Here is a 19,407-nt window from a genome sequence, read left to right on the forward strand (position 1 = left end):
CTTTTATAATGTAAGTTGTTCAGCAATAGGCCCAAGAGACAATGCCGGGAAGAAAGTAAGTGCACCAATTACTAAAACAATAAATATAAGTGTTACTGTAAATACTGCATTATCCGTTCTAAAAGTACCTGCAGTTACAGGAATTGCTCTCTTTGAGGCTAAGGACACCGCTACAGCAATTAATATTATCATGGATATATATCTTCCAGCCAGCATAACAATTCCAGTACTAGTGTTCCAGAACATTGTATTGGTGTTTAATCCACCAAAGCTGGAACCATTATTTGCTGCTGCACTTGTAAATTGATATAAAACCTCAGTAAGTCCATGAAAACCCGGATTTGATATACTAGATAATCCCTGTGGCACTACTAATGCTAAAGCCGAAAACATAAGTATTAACAGTGGATGAATGATTATTGCCAATGCTATTAATTTTATTTCTTTACCTTCAATCTTCTTTGACAAAAATTCCGGAGTTCTTCCTACCATAAGTCCACATAGGAAAACTGTAAGTATTGCAAACATAATCATGTTCATAAAGCCTACACCTACTCCACCAAATATTACATTGAGCATCATATTCATAATTGCTACTGCTCCACCTATAGGAGTCAATGAATCATGCATGCTATTGACGGCTCCAGTGGAGGTGGCTGTAGTTAATGTAGTAAAAAGTGAAGATAAGCCTATGCCAAATCTTACTTCCTTGCCTTCCATATTCCCCATAAGCTGATTAAGTCCTAAATTTAAAAGCACAGGATTACCAGCTTTTTCAGCCATATAGCATATTGTGAGTCCTATTAGGAGAAGTACTCCCATAGCAGCAAATATAGAAATTGCCTGTTTTTTCTTTTTCAGCATATATCCAAAGCACACCACTAGAGATCCTGCCAAAAGCAATATTAAAACGGACTGAACAGCATTTGTAAGTGGTGTTGGATTTTCAAAGGGATGAGCTGAATTAGCACCAAAAAATCCTCCTCCATTGGTTCCCAGCATCTTTATAGCTTCCAGGCTTGCAACAGGCCCCATGGGAATATCCTGAAGCTTCCCTTCTATAGTAGTTACTGTTTTATTAGATGCTAAAGTTTGTGGAACTCCCTGCTGAATAAAAAATACAGCTACTATAATAGACAAAGGAAGTAATATTCTAGTTATAATTCTTACAAGGTCTACATAAAAATTTCCTATTTCCTTTTTCCTTCCTGAAATTGCTCTTATAAATGCCAAAGTTATTGCTAAACCTGTTGCTGCGGCGAAAAACATAAAAAATGTAATTACTATCATCTGACTAAAATAAGAAAGACCCCATTCACCACTATAATTCTGAATATCAGTATTAGTCATAAAAGCTATTACTGTGTTAAAGGTAAGTCCTTGTTCCATATTTCCTATATGATTTGGATTCAAAATAGGAATAGACTGAATCCTTAAAATTAAAAAGGCAAGAAAAGCTGCCACAGCATTACATGAAATTAATGCAAAAATATACTGTTTCCAGCTCATATCCTCTTTTTTTATTCCTGAAATTCTGTAAATGAGATTATCCACTCTGTCTAATACCGAGTCTAAAAAAGTTCTTTCATATTCTGACACTTTATAAATATATTTACCTACAGGAATACAAAGCAGTACAAAGACTACAAGTATAATTCCTATTTGCAATATCTCCATATTAATACCTCCATATATCTGGGCATATTTAAATAAATAACCTGTGAGTTTTATTTTCATATGCCTAATTAAAATTTCTCAGGATTAAATAATGCATACAATAAATAGATAAACAATAGAACTATTACTATACCTAAAAAAATCATAAATAATGCCTCCAGTACTATTTTTTACTTACCTGCCGCCCACACCAATCAGTAAAGTATTTTAAAGCTATAAATCCAATTAGAATTACAGCTATAAATATTATATCCAGCATAATATTTCCACCCCCTGTTCTTTTCAAACTTAATATTATCATCTTACATATAAAGTTGTAGTTAAGATTGTACTTATCTGTATAAAGATTGTATAAAGATTGTAAATATTTATTACAATAAAAAAGTAATGTGAAAAACTAAAATATTAATTAGTTTTCCACATTACTTATATTTTATCCCTTGACTAATAGTTGTAATACTCCACTACACTCAGTGAAAGCAATTTACATAAAATCAAAGTTAATTTGAAGATAACAGCCCTATGTCCATGGATAATTCATATAAACTCAGTGGGAGTACAAATTCCCACTAAGTAAGATTCATTGATTATTACCAAATTGAATTCATTTGCCAAATGTCAAAGGATTTCAGTTTAAGTTTATCCCCCTCCAATACAGAGATTTTAATATTTTCACTATCTACTTTCATTGGATATACTCTAGCAGATATACATTTTTTGTAATTGGCAAATACTTCAACAGTAGAATAGTCAATAAAAATGTGTAATTTTAGTGTTTCGCCATCTTTAAGTGAAAAATCAGTTTCCAATTTGGATTTGTCTGTTAAATTAGATGCACTTGACTTGCTTCTATCTACAGATAAACTATTATTTTCAGTACTATATACTAATGAAGTCTTTTCTTCATTATCTTTAGAAGCTAAAAGGTCTATGGAAAATTCCTTTATATCATCATCAATATTGAATTCAACAATTATTTCTAAAGCTTTTCCTTTTGTTTCTGGCTCCCAGCTTTCTGATATATCTATATTTTCATATTTTTTGTGATTTTTTCTCAAGATCTGTAATTCTTCAGCTGGCTCCATATGGAGTGTGTTATCCTCAATAGTTAATATTCTTGGTACAGATTGGACACCTGCCCATTCTCCAGCCTTAAGTTTACCTCTTGCAGTTTCCTTCAGCCATCCGAACATTATACGTCTGCCTGTATTATCTACTAATGAATTTGGAGCATAGAATCCCTCTTTCCCACTGTTATCAACAATACCTCTTGCTTCCACCATAAATTTATAATCACTATTTATAGTACCAATGGAGTATTTGACTTCATCATAGGGTGAATAAATTAAAACATATTTATCGCATAATTTAATAAAATTAGGACATTCCCAAGCATATTCATTACCTTCATCTAAAACATTTAGAAATTTCCACTCTTTTAAATTTGTAGATTTGTATATAAAAACGCAGCCTTTATCATTATGGCTGCCACCAAGAACCATATACCAAAGCTCTTCTTCTTTCCAAAGGAAGGGATCTCTCCACTCTTTTACATCCATATCACCGTGTAAATCTAAAGAAAGTACAGGATTTTTATCATATTTTTCCCATGTATACATATTATCTTTACTTATGGCCATCCACTGCTGTGCTCCAATTCTAGGGTTTCTTTCATCTTCTCCTATACTTGTGTAAAAAATTGTAGGTTCCTCATTATTAACTACACAGCAACCTGAAAAACAATGTGTTTCACCTTTTTCTTTAGATGGATATAGAGCAACAGGCAAATGTTCCCAATGAATCAAATCCTTACTCTTTGCATGCCCCCAATGTATTGTTCCCCATTCAATGCCATTAGGATTGTATTGATAAAACATATGGTATTCTCCCTTATAGTAAACAAGTCCATTAGGATCATTCATCCAATTTTTTTCTGGCATAAAGTGATAAATTGGTCTATAAAGATTCATAAATAAACTCCTCCAAATTTTTAATTTTATTTTTAGAAACCCTTACTCTCATTTGAAAGTAATAATCTAATTCTTAGAATCTAAAATGATACAGCATTTAGGATAAAATAAGACTATACTTGATTTATTCAATAATACCCAAATCTTACTTACATTCCTCAAGTAACAGATAATAATTTAAGAATACGTATTCTTAAATTATTTAAATATAAGTATTAAATTATAAATTTAGCTGTTTACATTAAAATTTATAATTTAATACTCTATGGACTTTACACTTGATTCCCTTACTACAAGTCTAGGTTCTATTATTACATGCCTTTCTTTAAATTGTTTTTTATGGCACATAATATCAACTAATGTCTCTATAGATTGTCTTCCTATCTCTTCTATAGGTTGAGCTACACTGCTTAAACTTGGACTTACTTCTTTACTTATAAATGTATTATCAAATCCCACTAGAGCTGCTTTTTCTGGTATTACAACCCTCATCTCCTTTAGAATATCAAGTACAATTAGCGCCTCTATATCATTACATGCAAATATTCCAATATCTGAATCCTCAATAAAAGATTTTAAAAATTTTGGCAATTTTTTATTCACTAATTTATAATTAATAAGAAATAAATCTTTATCTATATCAAAACCAAAAGACTCTATTTCTTCCTTAAATCCTCTATACTTCTCATCCTCTTCGCCTACAAAAATAAATTTTGAATATCCCATATTTATTAAGTGTTTTGCTACTTCTCTTCCTCCTTTATAATGGGATATAGAAATGCAGCTAAATCCCTTAATATCTTGAGTAATAACAACAGTAGGTATATTAATATTTCTCAGGTTTTTAGAAACGTTGATTCCAGAATTACTTGGTACTATCAAGATACCATCAACATTATAACTCTTAAGTATACTTATATATTTCTTTTCTTTTTCTAAATTATCATCTGTATTGCACAATATAATACTATACCCGTATTTTGCCGCTTCACTTTCAACTGATTTAATTATATCTGAAAAAAATGGATTAGATATGTCTGTTATTATTACACCTATAAGCAGGGATTTATTTCCCACAAGACTTTGTGCCATAAGATTAGGCTTATAGTCAAGCTTTCTTACCCACTCCATTACTGCTCTTTTTATTTCTGGATTTACTGAAGAATTTCCACTTATAACTCTTGATACTGTAGCCTGAGAAACTCCCACTTTTTGGGCTATATCTTTCATTGTAACCAACAACATATCCTCCTTTGATTTTGCGAAACCTATTTATATATAAGCTTAATTTTATCATCCTAAGAATTGTCAGTCAATAATACCTATTGAGTAGATTATATATTTAACCTTTTAGACCAGTGGAAGTTATACCTTGAACATAATAACGCTGTAATGCAAGGAAAATTATAATCATTGGTAAAGTTGTAAAAGTAAGTGCAGCCATTATAGGCCCATAATGTACTGGAGGATCAGTAAAGAATAGCTGAATACCAACTTGTACTGTACGTAATGAATCATCTGTAGTAACCATCAATGGCCACATGAAATCACCCCAGTGTCCCACAATAGTTAAAACTGCTGAAGTTGCAATAACAGGTTTTGAATTAGGCAATACAATTTTTATAAAAGTTTTTAATGGAGAGGCTCCATCAATCTCAGCAGCTTCTTCTAATTCTACTGGAAATCCCATAAAAAATTGTCTAAACAAAAATATATTAAAGCATTCGGCTATAAATGGTAAATATAGCGCTGAATAATGATTTACTAATCCAAATTTATTAATTATTAAATATAGTGGTAATAGAACTGTTTCAAAGGGAACAATATATAAGCCTATAATAACTAATAATATTATCTTGCTGCCTGGAAAATGAAGCTTAGCCAATGCATATCCCGCCAAAGAATTCACAATTATTCCAAGTACAACTATAATTCCTATATAAATAAAACTATTAAAAATATAACTTATAAAAGGTATTCTTATTAACATTTCATGATAATTTTGAAGTGTAAAATTACTTATAAGAAATCCCTTTAAGCTGCCAACATTTTTAAAAATTTCATTTTCAGGTTTAAAAGAAGCTTCTACCATCCACAATAATGGAACAATAAAAATAATTGATACAATGATCTGTATAATATAAAGTACAGTTTTTGTTAATCTTTTTTTAGCTTTCATATTCATTAATATCACCTCAACTAATTCATTAATTTTCTTTTTCTTTCAAAAGAAATTTTTGCATTATTACAGAAACAGCTAAAATAATAAAGAAAAATATTACAGCCATTGCAGAAGAGTACCCCACATTTCTATACTGAAAGCCTTGCTCAAATATCATATATACCAATGTTTTCGTTGATTCATTTGGCCCACCACCTGTCATAACATAGGGCTGGGAAAATAATTTAAATGCCTGTATAGTAGTAATCAATATAATAAATTTTGATACATTACTTATACCTGGAAGTGTAACATTCTTAAATTTAACCCATGCATTGGCACCATCAATAGATGCTGCTTCATACAATTCTTCCGGTACATCCTGAAGTCCTGCAAGAAAAATCATCATTTGAAAACCTGCTGCCTGCCAAACAGACATACCTATAATTGAATTCATAGCTTGATGTTCGCTCAGTAAAAATGGCTGCCGTGCTATACCAAACATTTGCAAAATTCCATTTATTAAGCCGCTGTCTTTGTTATATAAAATTGTCCATAAAATTGAAACTACTACTATAGATGTGATTACCGGGCTAAAAAAAGCAATTCTTGCAAAGTTGGAAGTTCTAATTTTTTTATTTACTAATATAGCAAGCAATAATGCAACACCACTTTGTAAAGGTACTACAATTATTGTAAAATAAAATGTATTCCAAAGAGCTTTATAAAAGGTCTTGTCTGCCAAAATTAATTTAAAGTTATTAAGCCCAACAAAAGTTCTCTGCCCTGGCTTTAACATATTATAATTCTGCAAACTGTAAGTAGCTGCTAAAATAGCTGGCAATATTAAAAACACAAATATTAATATAAGAGCAGGAAGTACAAAACAAATTCCCAAAATAGCCTTTTTATTTTTATATCTTAGCAAACTATCATTAAACTTTGACTTTTTCATATTGATAGGGCTAGTATTTGCTTGCATGTCTATTCTCCTTTCATATTCTGTAAGTAAATATGATTTAGTTTAAAGCATACTTACTTACAGAAGTTATTTATTACTTTTTATTATTTGCTAAATCATCATCAACTCTCTTAGCTACTCTATCTAAAGTTGTTTTAACATCAGCCCCCTTAAAAATATCTTGTGTTGCATTGGAAAATTCCTTTGACAAAACAGGATATGATGTTGTATGTGGTCTTGGATGAGCCGTATTTAAAACTTGATCTTTTATAACAGACATAGGATAAGAATTATACTCAGACATTTTGTCAAGTGATGATTTCTTAGCAGCTGGTTTCCCTGCTCCTCTAGCTACTGAATATGATATATCTGTTGAAGTCATCCATTTAATAAATTCCGCAGCTTCTTTTGGATGTTTGCTATCAGAAGTTACTCCCCAACACCAATCACCTGAAGGTGAAACAACTTTCTTAGTTTTTGGACTTGCAGGATAATATGTTATACCATAGTCAAAATTAGGAAATTTCTTTAATGTTGAAAGTTCCCATGTTCCCATTAAAAGCATAGCAGCTTTTCCATTTTCAAATTCGTTTGGTACTGCCTGAAGATTCATTAATTTTTCTTTTGCAAATTTCTGCAAATAAGTAAGTGCTTCTACAGATTGCGGACTATTTATATAGCCATCAGCTTTCTTTCCATCATCAGAAATCAGCTTTCCTCCATTTGACCAGATAAATGGAGCAAATCCATAAATTTGCCCTTCCCCTAAATCCCAGGACATATTAACACCATAAACACCGTTAGTTGTTAGTTTTTTTGCAGCATCATATAAATCATCCCATGTCCAAGCATCTTTCAAATCAGTTGGAGGTTTTATTCCTGCAGCATTCAATAATTTTTTATTATAGAAAAGCACAACATCTGATTCAGTTTCTCCCAAAGCATATAGCTTACCATTATAAGTACCCTGCTGAATAATAGATGGTACAAAGTCACTTTTTTCTTCTGATGTAAAATACTCATCCAACGGGATTATAATTCCTGCATCTGCATAGTTAGCAACATTAGGTCCATCCATTTTTACAATATCGGGTTCTGTATGTGAAGTTGCAGCTGCACTTATCTTATTCTCATATTCATAAGAATTACCTCTTGGTAAAAGTTTTAAATCTACTTTAATTTTACCTTTATTAGCATCATTAAAACCCTTTACTGCATTTACAAAAGAATCACGTTCAGAGCCAGGTCCAGGATCAGGCTGCCATGCTGTAATTTCTACTTCCTTTCCATTTCCTGAATCACTTGATGAACTTGCACTGCTACCACAACCACTTAAGAGTCCAGTAACCAGCAATACACTTAATAAAAGTGATAACTTTTTTTTCATAAATATTCCCCCTACATATATCATAATCAACAAATGAAAATCATAATTCCTATAAAAATTATGAAATGACAATAGCTTTCCATAGTAAATCTGTATAATCAGAGTTTAAGAAAACCTTTACATAATAGAGTAAAATTATCTGCTTATTATTTTATCTAATTAAGTGTCCAATTTTCTCATTCTATAATACACCTACCTTTTCACTATATTTATTAGTGTTAATATAATAAAAGTCTTAATCAAGTAAGGTTTATTTATAAACAGATTTCTAAGTATCAGTATTTTTGATACTTAGAAATCGTTGCCCTTTAGGGTAAATTGTTATCCAGAGACGTAGCCACTCTCTACTCCCACTTTATGAAAAGCGGTAGAAGTATTACAGTGGGTAGTCATCGGATAAATGAAGATAAGTTTATTAATAGTTAATAGTCTTACGTTTTATTTGCAAAATTAAAATGCAATGCATTATTTAAGATCCTAGCTTTGAGAAATTTATGAATACGTATTCTCAACTCATAATTAAATTGTAACATGGTAAAAATTGGTTGTCAATGCTTATTATTGTAATTTTTTACTATTCTCTAGAATTATATCAAACATAACTAATATTCATTTTAGTTATATTTGATTTTATCCTATAATATTATTATGTATTAATTTTACAATTAATGATATGGAGGACAAAAAAATGGATTATAAAGACAAAGACAGATTTTTTTCAATGGCTGAAACTTATAATGAAATGATTAAGTATGTATTGCCACAATATGATTTTCTTCAAAATGAAGCGATAAAATCAGCACCTTTTAAGAAAAATGATGAGATAACGGTATTTGACTTAGGCGCAGGAAGTGGAATATTTTTAGAAAGAATTCTAAGTAATTTCCCAAAAGCTAAATGTTACTGGATAGATTATTCTACTGATTTTATGGAAGCTGCTAAAAAAAGACTAAGCGCTTACTCTGATAGAGTGAAATTCATAATAACTACTTTGCAAGATAATTTAAAAGAGAAGGTAAATACAAAGGCAGATTTAATTTTTTCCATGTCAGCCATTCATCATTTGGAAACTGAAGAGAAAAAAGCATTATATAAAAGTTGTTACAATATGCTTAAACCTTCTGGCTGGTTCTTTAACTGCGACGAAATGAAAACATTGTACAAAGATTCCTACATAAATAGCATGAAATTTTGGGTTGATCATGTTAACAATGCCAAATCACAGATTCCAGCAGATAAATTAAAATATTATGAAAGCTGGACATCTACCTTTGGCAGATGGCAGGAAAGAAACATTAAACATGTGGATACCACTAAAGTAAAGGGTGATGACATACATGAAAGCTTTCTTAGTCAGATTGAATGGCTAAAAGATGCAGGATTCGTTAATGCTGATTTATTCGTAAAGTACCATTTGTGGAGTATAATTGGCGGAAGCAAAAATTAAATTTATCCGATAACAGCCACACGTTCCTGGATAATTTATCTAAACTTAGTGTGAATACAAACTCCCACTAAGTAAGATTCATTGATAGAGTTGTAAATCCTCTTCACACTAAGTTAGTATACAATATAAAACATCAATATAAAGAGGTTTTTTATGCAGTAAATTAAGCACATAAGCCTAAGCTTATGTGCTATATAAGGAGGATTTGTACTATAAATTTATTGACAGTATAGAAATTATTTTAAAGTTTTTGGGAATCTTTAGTTACACTTACAGAAGCATTTTGCTGTGGAGTAACATTTTCATTATCTCTTTCTTTAAATGGAATTCCAACTCCTTGTGCAGCTTCTATTTTAAGTTTATTTAAAGTTTCTTTTGCTTTTGGTGTTGATCCTTTGTTTGCCATATACAACATCTCCTTTTTAATGACACCATTATATTTATGCAGTTTTAATAATCTTATTATAGGAATCTAGAGGATAATATGGAATTTAGAATTAAGATAGGATGATTTTGCAACAATATTTTAAAAATTACAAAATAGAGACACCTGATGCAGATGCATCTTAAAGTTAAAAAGTGCTTAATTAATTAGTTGTATTTAAAAACTCCAGCTTAAAAACTAAGCTGGAGTTACATTTATTTAATCCACTCTATTATTTTTTCTAAGGATTGCCTTGTTTTTGGTCTTGGATCAGCTTTTCTATATCCGAAAGCGGCCATTATAGAAACTCCGAACTTGTCTTTATCAAGTATGCCTTCACTTTCAAGTATATCTTCTATCTTTTCTTTATCAAAACCTTCAATAGGACAAGAATCAATACCTATTTCAGCTGCTGAAGTCAATATATTACCAAGAGCTATATAGGTTTGTTTTGAAGCCCAGTCAAAAATACTTCTGTCGCTTTCAAGCAGCTTAAAATCATTTTTTTGGAAACCCTCATAGGCAGCTTTCTTTCCTTTGATAACATCTTCAGGAAGATGCTGCACCTTATCCATAAACTCAGAAATATACTGAGAACTGTAAATCATATCAGTTTTTTTCCTTGCAAGAATTATTACAAAGTGGCTTGCTGTAGGCAGCTGACCTTGAGCTCCCCAAGCTGCCGTTTTTAGTTTTTCTCTTAATGCTTCATTTTGTACAATTACAAATTTCCATGGTTCAAACCCAAAAGAACTTGGAGATAATCTAGCTGTCTCAAGAATAAAATTAAAATCATCCTGAGATATTTTTTTATCTGCATCAAATTCTTTGCAAGCGTGTCTAAAATTATAGGCTTCTATAATTTTTTCTTTTTCAATTGACATGTATTTTTCCACCTTTCAAATTCAATATTATAATGAGGCATCTTCAAAAAAATAGCTAGTATCTTTCACTTGTTATTTATTTTCAAATTGCTAAATTTTCATTATAAAATAATTATAAATATAAAATTAAATATGTTGAAGTATGCACATTTTTTATATATAATATACAAAAAGGTACTTAAGTATACTTTTTATACCGAGGTGATAATGTGAAAGATTATGTTGAGACTAAAATAAATGAAGAATGTACTAATAATCAATGTCCTGTTGAAACTAGCCTTAATATTATAGGTGGAAAATGGAAAGGTATAATTATTTATCGTTTGCTTGATGGTAAAAAAAGATTCAATGAACTAAGACGTGAAATGCCTAGGATAACTCATAGAATGCTAACACTCCAGTTAAGAGAGCTTGAAAGAGATAGTATAGTTAAAAGAACTGTTTATGCGGAAGTTCCACCAAAGGTTGAGTACGAACTAACGGAATTTGGAATCTCAATAAGGCCGATTATTGTTGCACTTTTTGATTGGGGTAAACTTGTTCAGGAGAAAGAAAAATAATTAGATAACCTGATATGTAAAAAAATAAACCCAATATACGATATATAAAATATAATAATGTAAATGAGATTATTGATAAGAGAGGTATATTCATATGTCAGATAATATGTCAAAAACATATAAAATTATAATAGCAATAATGGAATTATTTTTAGGAATACCCTTCTTAGGAGGTATCTTTATAATTGCACACGGCTGGATTCCGTTAATTTTATTATTTGTGTTGCATATCGTTGGTATATTTGTTGCAAGTAAGGAGTATAAAAGTAAAACGGCACATATATTAGGAGTCGTGGGTAATGCACTGGCGTGGATACCCTTCTTAGGATGGATATTTCATTTAGTTATAGGTATAGCACTTTTGATAGAAGGCTTAAATGATAAATAATAAAATTAATATTTCTAATGACAGCTAAAGAACACATGGACATATAAATCCCCATGTGTTTTAAATATTAAAAATAAAATAGAACTCATAATTAAACTCCTATTTTTTACTCAGTGCATAATATCTGCTTTTCTTGTCCCCTATAGTAATTATTACTCCTTTTTTCACCAAGCTGCTAAATGCCTTTCTGGCTCCTGAAGATGAAATTTAAGTTATATCCCTCTTAATTCCTTATTGGTTATTTTTTCATTCTGTTTTAGCACTTAGTAGTGTTTATATACTGATGTAATTTGTAATCATTTCTTAAAATTCAATTTTTGTACCAAATATTATCTAATTAATAAAGATACTCAAAACCAATACCATACATAATTGAACTACAGAATTGGTTAATTCCAGCAATCCCCATGTCTTAAATGTATCTTTGATAGAAAGATTAAAATATCCTTTAAAAAGCCAAAATGCTGCATCATTTAAATGAGATAATGTATTGCTTCCTGCAGCAGTTGCTAAAACCATTAGTGCTGGATTTATATGAAAGGTTCCTACTAAAGGACCAACGATTCCAGCAGCTGTAATAGCCGAAACGGCACCTGTTCCAGTAGCAAGTCTTAAAAGAACGGTTATGCCCCATGCCATTATAAGCGGAGAAGCTGAAGAATGTTGCATTAATGCAGCAATATATTTACCTAAGCCTGTATCCAAAATTATTTGTTTAAATGCCCCACCAGAACCCATAATTAAAATAATCATAGCAACGCTTTCAATAGCGCTAGAAAATGATTGCATAATCTCTGGCATCTTTTTATTTACTCTTATACCAAATACAAATATTCCAACAATTACAGCTATTAACATACTAATTTCAGCGCTGCCAAAGAAACTAAGAATTTTAAAAAGCATACTCTTTGGATCTGCCCAAATTTTTATTATAGTCGCACTACTAATTATAATTGCTGGAATAAGTGGTACTATTAAGCTTACCCAAAATTTAGGCATTTCTTCTTCAGTAAATTCTTTGGATTTTTTTAATAGGGGTGGAATTGGATTATCTAAATTTCCTAAGAATTTTGGAAGAATAATTCCTGATGCTATAATGGTTGGAACCACAACTATAATTCCCAAAATATATACCATTCCCATATCGGCGTGGTATGCAGATATAAGTGCTACAGATCCTGGCTGAGGTGGAAATGTGCTATGAGCAGTTGTAGCTGCTGCTACCATAGCAATTCCAAGACGTAAATATGGTACTTTTGCTTCTATAGCTATACTAATAATAAGTGGGGCTAATATCATAAAAGCTACTTCATAGAACATTGATATACCAAAAAGAAATCCTACCAATAAAATACCCCATTGAACATATTTTACACCAAATTTATTTATAACTATTGTAGCAATCCTTTGTGCTGCTCCAGAATCAACCATAAACTTTCCTAATACACTACCAAAAGCTACAATAATAGCTAAAGTACCTAATGTACCACCAAAGCCACTTTTAATGGAACCAACTACTTTATCCAATGGCAATCCTTCTAAAATTCCCACCACAATAGAAACAATAAGTAAAGCTATCATACTATTCAATTTACATTTAATATTTAAAAACAACATGAAAGCTATACCAAAAACCAGCCATATTATAGGCGAATTTTGTATTAAAAACCTTATCATAATTATTCTCCTCTCATACTGAAATATTATATGTTGCAAATTTTTCTTAGAACTAAATTTCATTTCACAAACGTTTTCAATAAATGTATACTTGTATACTAGAATACTTTATTGAAATGTCAATAACTAAAAACATACCTAACTAAACTTTAATCTAAAAAAATTTAAGCACTTTAAAGATAATATAATGATATTTTCTATATAAAAATTAATATGTACATTTATTTAAATTATGCCTTAAATATTCTTTTCTTTTATAAAAAACATTGTCTTAAAATTCTTATGGCACTGATTGTACATATATTTCTCATAAGAATTAAATTCATAAGTATTCTTTTATATCATGAACAAAGACCACCTACATAAAGATATTTCTCTCTACATAAGTGGTCTTGTATTAATATAAACTGGTCATTTCAAGCAGAACTCATAGGCATCTATGTATATACTTATTTTCAATTCAACATGCCTACTCTTGAAAATGCTATCTTGCCAATAATTGATTAACTAGTACTTTATTGCTTTCCACACATTTACCACAACCAGTACCTACTTTAGTAACGGCCTGCACCTCTTCAAATGATTTAGCACCATTTTTAATAGCATTAGCTAAATCCTGTACAGTAACTTTAAAGCATCCACATACTACTTGATTTTCATCGATTTTTTTACTTAATAATAATTTATCAACTAATGCTTTATTACTTTCAACGCATCTACCACAACCAGTACCTACTTTAGTAACAGCTTGCACTTCTTCAAATGACTTAGCACCATTTTTTATAGCATTATTTAAATCTTGTTCAGTAACATTAAAACATCCACATACTACTTTGTTATTCTCCACTTTATCTTCTCCTTTAAGTTTTATTAATTTTGAAATTATTGATTTTAACATACTTTTTATCTCCTCTGTTGATTTTTTATTTTTAAAATTAATGCATGTACTATATTTTAAAGATTTATAATATTAATCTTTTTAAATATTATTTATACTTTGAAGTAAATCATCTACATCAATTCCATGAACTACAGCTGCTTGTTCTATACTCTCATTTTGAGATGAAGGACATCCAATGCACCCCATGCCAAAGCTCATAAGTACTTGTATTTTTTCTGGTCCCATTTTTACGATATCTTTTATTAGTGTTTCTCTTTCAACTTTCATACATACATCTCCTTATTAAAAATATTTTGTCTATATCAGACTAAATGGAAAACTCTATCCTATACTCGTATATTCTTGTCTTATTAATTCTGCAAATTCTGGTTTTTGTTCAGATACGTTCATTAGATAAATAATTACATTTCCTGGATATGCAGTCTTATCTCTTAGTTGTGTATATTCCAAGGACCTTCTTATCAAAGCTATTACACAATTTTCACTATGATTTTCATTGCACTCCTTACATAACCTACATATGTTAGCTATTCCTCGTGCTATTATTTTTTCGTCATAATATTTTAAATCATCCCTTGGAATTAAGCTTTCTCCATCTTCTATGGAATATGTAAAATTATTTTTAATATTTTTGGCAACATAATCAGCGAATCCAATATTACACTTCCTATAATTGCATTTTTCCGATCCCTTGTAGCCGCATTCATCACAAATTTCTTTAATATTATTTTCTAAATTATTTAAATAGTCCATATTAATACTCCTTTCTAGAATTAAATATTACTACTTAGTTTATTACTAATTAGTAATAAATATTTAAAAGATAAGGTGTAATATACCTATACACCTGATAATTTCTTTAACAAATTTATTAAATTTTTCTTTTCTTCTGCTGTTAATACGCTGAAAATTTCATTTATATTTTCTAAATGCTTAGGAAATATATCACTTACTATTTTTCTTCCTTTTTCAGTAATACTTATCAAGTTAACCCGCCTATCCTTTGGATCAATACATCTTCTAACCAAATCTTCCTTAGCTAAGTTATCTATGACAACAGTCATATTACCACCTGTAGAAAGTGATTTCTCAATTATTTCACAAACTCTTAAATCTCCTTTATGATATAGAATTTCAAGTACAGCAAATTGAGAAACTGTTAAACCTCCCTCTTTAATTGTCCTCTGTTCTCTTTTACGAACATTTTGAGCAGTCCTACTTAATGCTATCAATGACTTTAAATTTAAATCACTTAATTCACCATAATATATTTTTTCTTTATTCATATGTAAAATATATTACTAATTAGTAATATCGTCAAGTATTTTTTATTATTATATTAAGTGTCTTAAATTAAGAAGCCATGACATTATACAAATAAATTTTTCCTACACATATTATGAATTTGTATCTTATAAATATTTATCTATATAATTTAATTTAGTTGGTTACATTTAATAACTAACTTTAAATACATTATTACATATCTATTATAATTAGTCAAGAATTTTTTTATAATTTCTCTAATAACATGAGGGTTGTCTATCATCATACAAGGTTTCAACATATTTTCATTATAAGGTTGTTTTTTTCTTATTTCCCTAGTTCTTTCAATCTATCTGCAGTTTCTTCATCAATACAAGTAGGCACTTTAGGGTAAGATAACTTACATAGAAGTAAGTTATGGAATTTTAAAGGAAGCACACATTTATACTTTATTTTGAAATTCTATAAATCTATATTATAATATAATTACAATATAAATTTATTTTTTTAGCGGTAGGTGATTAGTATTTGATAAATTACAAAGATAAGGAATATGTATGTCATTTAGATTGGGGCTTTGAACTCATAAGAGGCAAATGGAAAGCTGTATTACTCTGCCATTTATCTGAAGGTTCTAAAAGATTTCTTGAACTTCAAAGAATTACTGGAAATGTAAGTCAAAAGGTTCTGAATGAACAGTTAAAACAGCTTGAAGAAGACGGATTTATTACTAAAACCATATATCCTGAGGTTCCTCCAAGAGTTGAATATAATCTCACTGAAAGAGGAAACGAAATAGTTCCCGCTCTAAAAATAATAGAAAACTGGTCTATTAAACATTTCCCTAATCCTGAAAAAGAGAGTGAGTAATACCATCAAACTGTTGGCATCCATAACATGTCAACAGTCTTTTTAATTACAAATTTCACAAAAACTAAAAATAGCTATATAAAAAATTTAATTTCTAAAAATCACTTATTAATAAGCATATATAAATATGCTTTACTTTTTTATTTCAATTTTTTTATCTTAGATATCCTTCTTGTTATCCAAATTCATACTCTCCAGTTAGTACCTTACCTCAAAGTACGTTCTTTATTTTTTTTAAACTCTATGCCACAATAACATACATAAACAGAGTTCTTTGTTTCAGGTGGAGTTTTTTTCTCCATCTGAAGCTTAGAAATCGTTATCCAGGGACGTAGCAGCCGTTATACTCTAAAGAGAAAGCGATTCACACCAAATTTAAAATTTGGGTTCTCTGCTTTTCCCACTTTGATAGAAGATGGGAGTATTACGGATGGTAGTCATCGGATAAACTATAATTTAACTTGCTAGATAACTTTTAAATGGGCCCTTTAAAGTATGTCTAATCAATTGGAAAATATAAAAATCATTATGGAGGAGATATTATGGAAACAAATTTAAATTCTAATATAAATATAAATTCAAATAAAAAGAATAGCACTCTTGCACTAATAGCATTAGCCATAAGTTCATTTTGTATAGGAACTACTGAATTTGTTATTGTTGGTCTACTACCTTCTGTATCAGTAGATTTAAATGTATCTATTACTTTAGCTGGGCTCTTAATATCCGGTTATGCTCTTGGAGTGGCTTTTGGTGCTCCTATATTAACAACATTAACTAGTAAAATGTCTCGTAAATCATTACTGATTTCTTTAATGGTTGTGTTTGTTGCTGGTAATATTATTGCCGCTTTATCCGGCAGCTTTAGTTTACTACTTATAGCGCGTATAGTTACGGCTTTCTCTCATGGAGTATTTTTTTCCATAGCTTCTACAATTGCCTCTGATTTAGTACCTGAAAATAAAAAGGCCAGTGCCATTGCACTAGTGTTTACAGGTTTAACTATAGCTACAGTAACAGGAGTACCTTTAGGCACTTATATCGGACAACAATTTGGATGGAGGTCTACTTTCTGGTGTGTAGCTATCTTAGGTCTTATAGCATTAATTTCCACTTCAATCCTAGTTCCTAAAAATTTAAAGGAAGCTTTACCTGTTTCTTTTAAAGCTCAAGTAAAACTAGTAACAAATGGACGTTTGCTTCTAGCTTTTCTCATAACAGCATTAGGATATGGCGGTACCTTTGTTACATTTACTTTTTTAAGTCCTATATTAGAAAAAGTTACAGGATATGCCCCTAGTTCAGTTAGTTTACTTTTACTAGTATATGGTATTGCCATTGCTATTGGTAACACTATTGGAGGAAAAGCTGCTAATAAAAATCCTATAAAAGCTTTATTCTGGATGTTTATTATTCAATCTATTGTACTTTTCATACTAACTTTCACTGCCCCTTTTAAAGTTGCCGGCACAATAACAGTTATGATAATGGGATTATTTGCATTCATGAATGTACCTGGTCTTCAAGCTTTTGTTGTTCAGCTTGCTAAAAGATATGTACCTTCTGCAGTAGATGTGGCTTCTGCTATTAACATAGCAGCCTTCAATTTAGGTATAGCTTTAGGAGCTTTTATAGGCGGTATCGTAGTAAATTCCTTAGGATTACTTGCTACTCCTTGGATTGGTGCTTTGATGGTATTAGGAGCTGTTTTTCTTACATTAGTTAGTATAAGGTTAGAAGATAAATCAAGTCTCTAAAATTCCTAGTAGAATTATATTAATAAGTTAAGTTCACATAATGTAAAACTACAAATTACAGTAAAAACTTTATTTTTACTGTAATTTTATTTTTTCCATTTATTTAAAGAAGTGCTAAACCAACAGATATTAAATAACCATTCTTTATTCAATTACTTCGTTGTCTTGGAAGTTTTCTATTGCCCATTGCTGAATCATATCCAAAGCTGGGAAAAGCTTTTTCCCTCTTTCAGTCAGAAAATACTCCACCCTAGGAGGAATTTCTGAAAAAGCTTTTTTCTCAATGAGACCATCTATTTCTAGCTCGCTAAGTTTTTCACTTAATACTTTTTGGCTAACGTTACCTGTAAATCTTTGTAGTTCTAGAAATCTTTTAGGACCTTCATTTAAATTACATAGAATCACAGCTTTCCATTTTCCTCTTATGAGTTCAAAACCTAAATCCAAATAACACACAAATTCCTTACCTTTATAATTTAGCATAGTTTCTCCTTCTTAAATCTCAATGTTTAGATAGTAAGAGTATATCAAAAATAGAAGTTACATTCAAATTGATCACTAAGATTAAAATTTATTAAAAATTTACGGTTATTAAAACCTTGATAGAACAAATTTCATACTTTTAGGTAACTGCGCTTACCTAAAAGTACGTACTTGTTTTGTATAGATACACAAAGTAAACTATGTTTGTCAATATTTTTATAAACTTTATTAGATAAAGCGGCAATTATTTTTATAGAGTGAAGTAAAGTATTAACAATTATATAAAGAATACAGGAGGAATGGAAAGTGATTAAAGTTTGTCCAAATTGTTCAGGAGTAGATGTTGAAGAATTAAAAACTAGTGTATCAGAAGAAAATTTATATTTAGGTTGCATAGGTCTATGTGGTCAAAATAAAGGAAAAAGTTTTGGATATATTAATGACGAACTAGTTATTAAGGATTCAAGCAGAGAGTTTATAGAAGCAGCAAAACTTGCAAAGTAATTTATTAAGATAAATATAATAAGTTAAATAATAGCCTAGGTTAATGCCAACCTAGGCTATTTATAGAAAGTTAACAATTATTCTTATAAA

The 19,407-nt window shown here is 30.1% G+C and carries 21 protein-coding genes; 6 read left to right on the plus strand and 15 right to left on the minus strand.

What is annotated here, in order from left to right; all coding sequences use genetic code 11:
• Nucleotides 1-3 precede the first annotated feature (3 nt).
• From kdpA to ABF633_RS06090, 7 genes are all read right to left on the minus strand, one after another.
• Nucleotides 4-1,677, minus strand: a complete 1,674-nt coding sequence (gene kdpA / locus ABF633_RS06060) for a potassium-transporting ATPase subunit KdpA (RefSeq protein WP_415522754.1) — start codon at nt 1,675-1,677, stop codon at nt 4-6.
• A 68-nt stretch (nt 1,678-1,745) separates the two neighbouring features.
• Complete coding sequence (kdpF, locus tag ABF633_RS06065; RefSeq protein ID WP_415522830.1) at nt 1,746-1,823, minus strand: K(+)-transporting ATPase subunit F; 78 nt, start codon at nt 1,821-1,823, stop codon at nt 1,746-1,748.
• A 444-nt stretch (nt 1,824-2,267) separates the two neighbouring features.
• The gene (locus ABF633_RS06070; protein ID WP_415522755.1) at nt 2,268-3,647 is read right to left on the minus strand and encodes a glycoside hydrolase family 32 protein; all 1,380 of its coding nucleotides are present in this window, start codon (nt 3,645-3,647) and stop codon (nt 2,268-2,270) included.
• Nucleotides 3,648-3,902: 255 nt separating this feature from the next.
• Nucleotides 3,903-4,877, minus strand: a complete 975-nt coding sequence (locus tag ABF633_RS06075; RefSeq protein ID WP_415522831.1) for a LacI family DNA-binding transcriptional regulator — start codon at nt 4,875-4,877, stop codon at nt 3,903-3,905.
• A gap of 112 nt (nt 4,878-4,989) precedes the next feature.
• Nucleotides 4,990-5,826, minus strand: coding sequence for a carbohydrate ABC transporter permease (locus ABF633_RS06080; RefSeq protein ID WP_415522756.1), 837 nt, complete (start codon nt 5,824-5,826; stop codon nt 4,990-4,992).
• Nucleotides 5,827-5,854: 28 nt separating this feature from the next.
• A complete protein-coding gene (locus tag ABF633_RS06085; RefSeq protein WP_415522757.1) occupies nt 5,855-6,763 on the minus strand; it encodes a carbohydrate ABC transporter permease in 909 nt (302 codons plus the stop codon).
• Nucleotides 6,764-6,863: 100 nt separating this feature from the next.
• Entirely contained in the window at nt 6,864-8,156 is a 1,293-nt protein-coding gene (locus tag ABF633_RS06090; protein ID WP_415522758.1) for an ABC transporter substrate-binding protein, read from the minus strand.
• A gap of 688 nt (nt 8,157-8,844) precedes the next feature.
• Between ABF633_RS06090 and ABF633_RS06095 the strand changes: the two genes are divergently transcribed.
• On the plus strand, nt 8,845-9,603 hold the full coding sequence (locus tag ABF633_RS06095; RefSeq protein WP_415522759.1) for a class I SAM-dependent methyltransferase: 759 nt from the start codon (nt 8,845-8,847) through the stop codon (nt 9,601-9,603).
• Nucleotides 9,604-9,844: 241 nt separating this feature from the next.
• Here ABF633_RS06095 and ABF633_RS06100 read toward each other — a convergent pair whose 3' ends face one another.
• Complete coding sequence (locus ABF633_RS06100; protein WP_415522760.1) at nt 9,845-10,009, minus strand: small, acid-soluble spore protein, alpha/beta type; 165 nt, start codon at nt 10,007-10,009, stop codon at nt 9,845-9,847.
• A 233-nt stretch (nt 10,010-10,242) separates the two neighbouring features.
• Complete coding sequence (locus ABF633_RS06105) at nt 10,243-10,911, minus strand: NAD(P)H-dependent oxidoreductase (RefSeq protein ID WP_415522761.1); 669 nt, start codon at nt 10,909-10,911, stop codon at nt 10,243-10,245.
• A gap of 209 nt (nt 10,912-11,120) precedes the next feature.
• On the opposite strand from ABF633_RS06105, the gene ABF633_RS06110 reads away from it, so the two are divergent.
• Together ABF633_RS06110 and ABF633_RS06115 are read left to right on the plus strand one after the other, a co-directional pair.
• Nucleotides 11,121-11,471 carry a winged helix-turn-helix transcriptional regulator gene (locus tag ABF633_RS06110; RefSeq protein WP_415522762.1) on the plus strand — a complete coding sequence of 117 codons (351 nt, stop codon included), beginning with the start codon at nt 11,121-11,123 and terminating at the stop codon, nt 11,469-11,471.
• A gap of 94 nt (nt 11,472-11,565) precedes the next feature.
• Nucleotides 11,566-11,859 carry a hypothetical protein gene (locus ABF633_RS06115; RefSeq protein WP_415522763.1) on the plus strand — a complete coding sequence of 98 codons (294 nt, stop codon included), beginning with the start codon at nt 11,566-11,568 and terminating at the stop codon, nt 11,857-11,859.
• A gap of 333 nt (nt 11,860-12,192) precedes the next feature.
• Here ABF633_RS06115 and ABF633_RS06120 read toward each other — a convergent pair whose 3' ends face one another.
• From ABF633_RS06120 to ABF633_RS06140, 5 genes are all read right to left on the minus strand, one after another.
• On the minus strand, nt 12,193-13,536 hold the full coding sequence (locus tag ABF633_RS06120) for a gluconate:H+ symporter (RefSeq protein ID WP_415522764.1): 1,344 nt from the start codon (nt 13,534-13,536) through the stop codon (nt 12,193-12,195).
• Nucleotides 13,537-14,020: 484 nt separating this feature from the next.
• Nucleotides 14,021-14,434, minus strand: coding sequence for a (2Fe-2S)-binding protein (locus tag ABF633_RS06125; protein ID WP_415522765.1), 414 nt, complete (start codon nt 14,432-14,434; stop codon nt 14,021-14,023).
• Between the two features lie 81 nt (nt 14,435-14,515).
• Nucleotides 14,516-14,704: a DUF1858 domain-containing protein gene (locus ABF633_RS06130; protein WP_415522766.1), complete on the minus strand. Its 189-nt coding sequence runs from the start codon at nt 14,702-14,704 to the stop codon at nt 14,516-14,518.
• 54 nt (nt 14,705-14,758) lie between these two features.
• The gene (locus tag ABF633_RS06135; protein WP_415522767.1) at nt 14,759-15,190 is read right to left on the minus strand and encodes a hypothetical protein; all 432 of its coding nucleotides are present in this window, start codon (nt 15,188-15,190) and stop codon (nt 14,759-14,761) included.
• Between the two features lie 86 nt (nt 15,191-15,276).
• Complete coding sequence (locus tag ABF633_RS06140) at nt 15,277-15,723, minus strand: MarR family winged helix-turn-helix transcriptional regulator (RefSeq protein ID WP_415522768.1); 447 nt, start codon at nt 15,721-15,723, stop codon at nt 15,277-15,279.
• A gap of 508 nt (nt 15,724-16,231) precedes the next feature.
• Here ABF633_RS06140 and ABF633_RS06145 point away from each other — a divergent pair.
• A complete protein-coding gene (locus ABF633_RS06145) occupies nt 16,232-16,573 on the plus strand; it encodes a winged helix-turn-helix transcriptional regulator (protein WP_415522769.1) in 342 nt (113 codons plus the stop codon).
• Between the two features lie 542 nt (nt 16,574-17,115).
• On the plus strand, nt 17,116-18,330 hold the full coding sequence (locus tag ABF633_RS06150; protein ID WP_415522770.1) for an MFS transporter: 1,215 nt from the start codon (nt 17,116-17,118) through the stop codon (nt 18,328-18,330).
• A gap of 144 nt (nt 18,331-18,474) precedes the next feature.
• On the opposite strand, the gene ABF633_RS06155 is transcribed toward ABF633_RS06150, so the two are convergent.
• Entirely contained in the window at nt 18,475-18,813 is a 339-nt protein-coding gene (locus ABF633_RS06155) for a winged helix-turn-helix transcriptional regulator (protein ID WP_415522771.1), read from the minus strand.
• Nucleotides 18,814-19,119: 306 nt separating this feature from the next.
• Here ABF633_RS06155 and ABF633_RS06160 point away from each other — a divergent pair, with 306 nt between their 5' ends.
• Nucleotides 19,120-19,317 carry a DUF1450 domain-containing protein gene (locus ABF633_RS06160; RefSeq protein ID WP_415522772.1) on the plus strand — a complete coding sequence of 66 codons (198 nt, stop codon included), beginning with the start codon at nt 19,120-19,122 and terminating at the stop codon, nt 19,315-19,317.
• Nucleotides 19,318-19,407: the final 90 nt, after the last annotated feature.

The sequence above is a fragment of the Clostridium sp. genome (assembly GCF_047718555.1).
In the GTDB taxonomy this organism is placed as follows: Bacteria; Bacillota; Clostridia; order Clostridiales; family Clostridiaceae; genus Clostridium_I.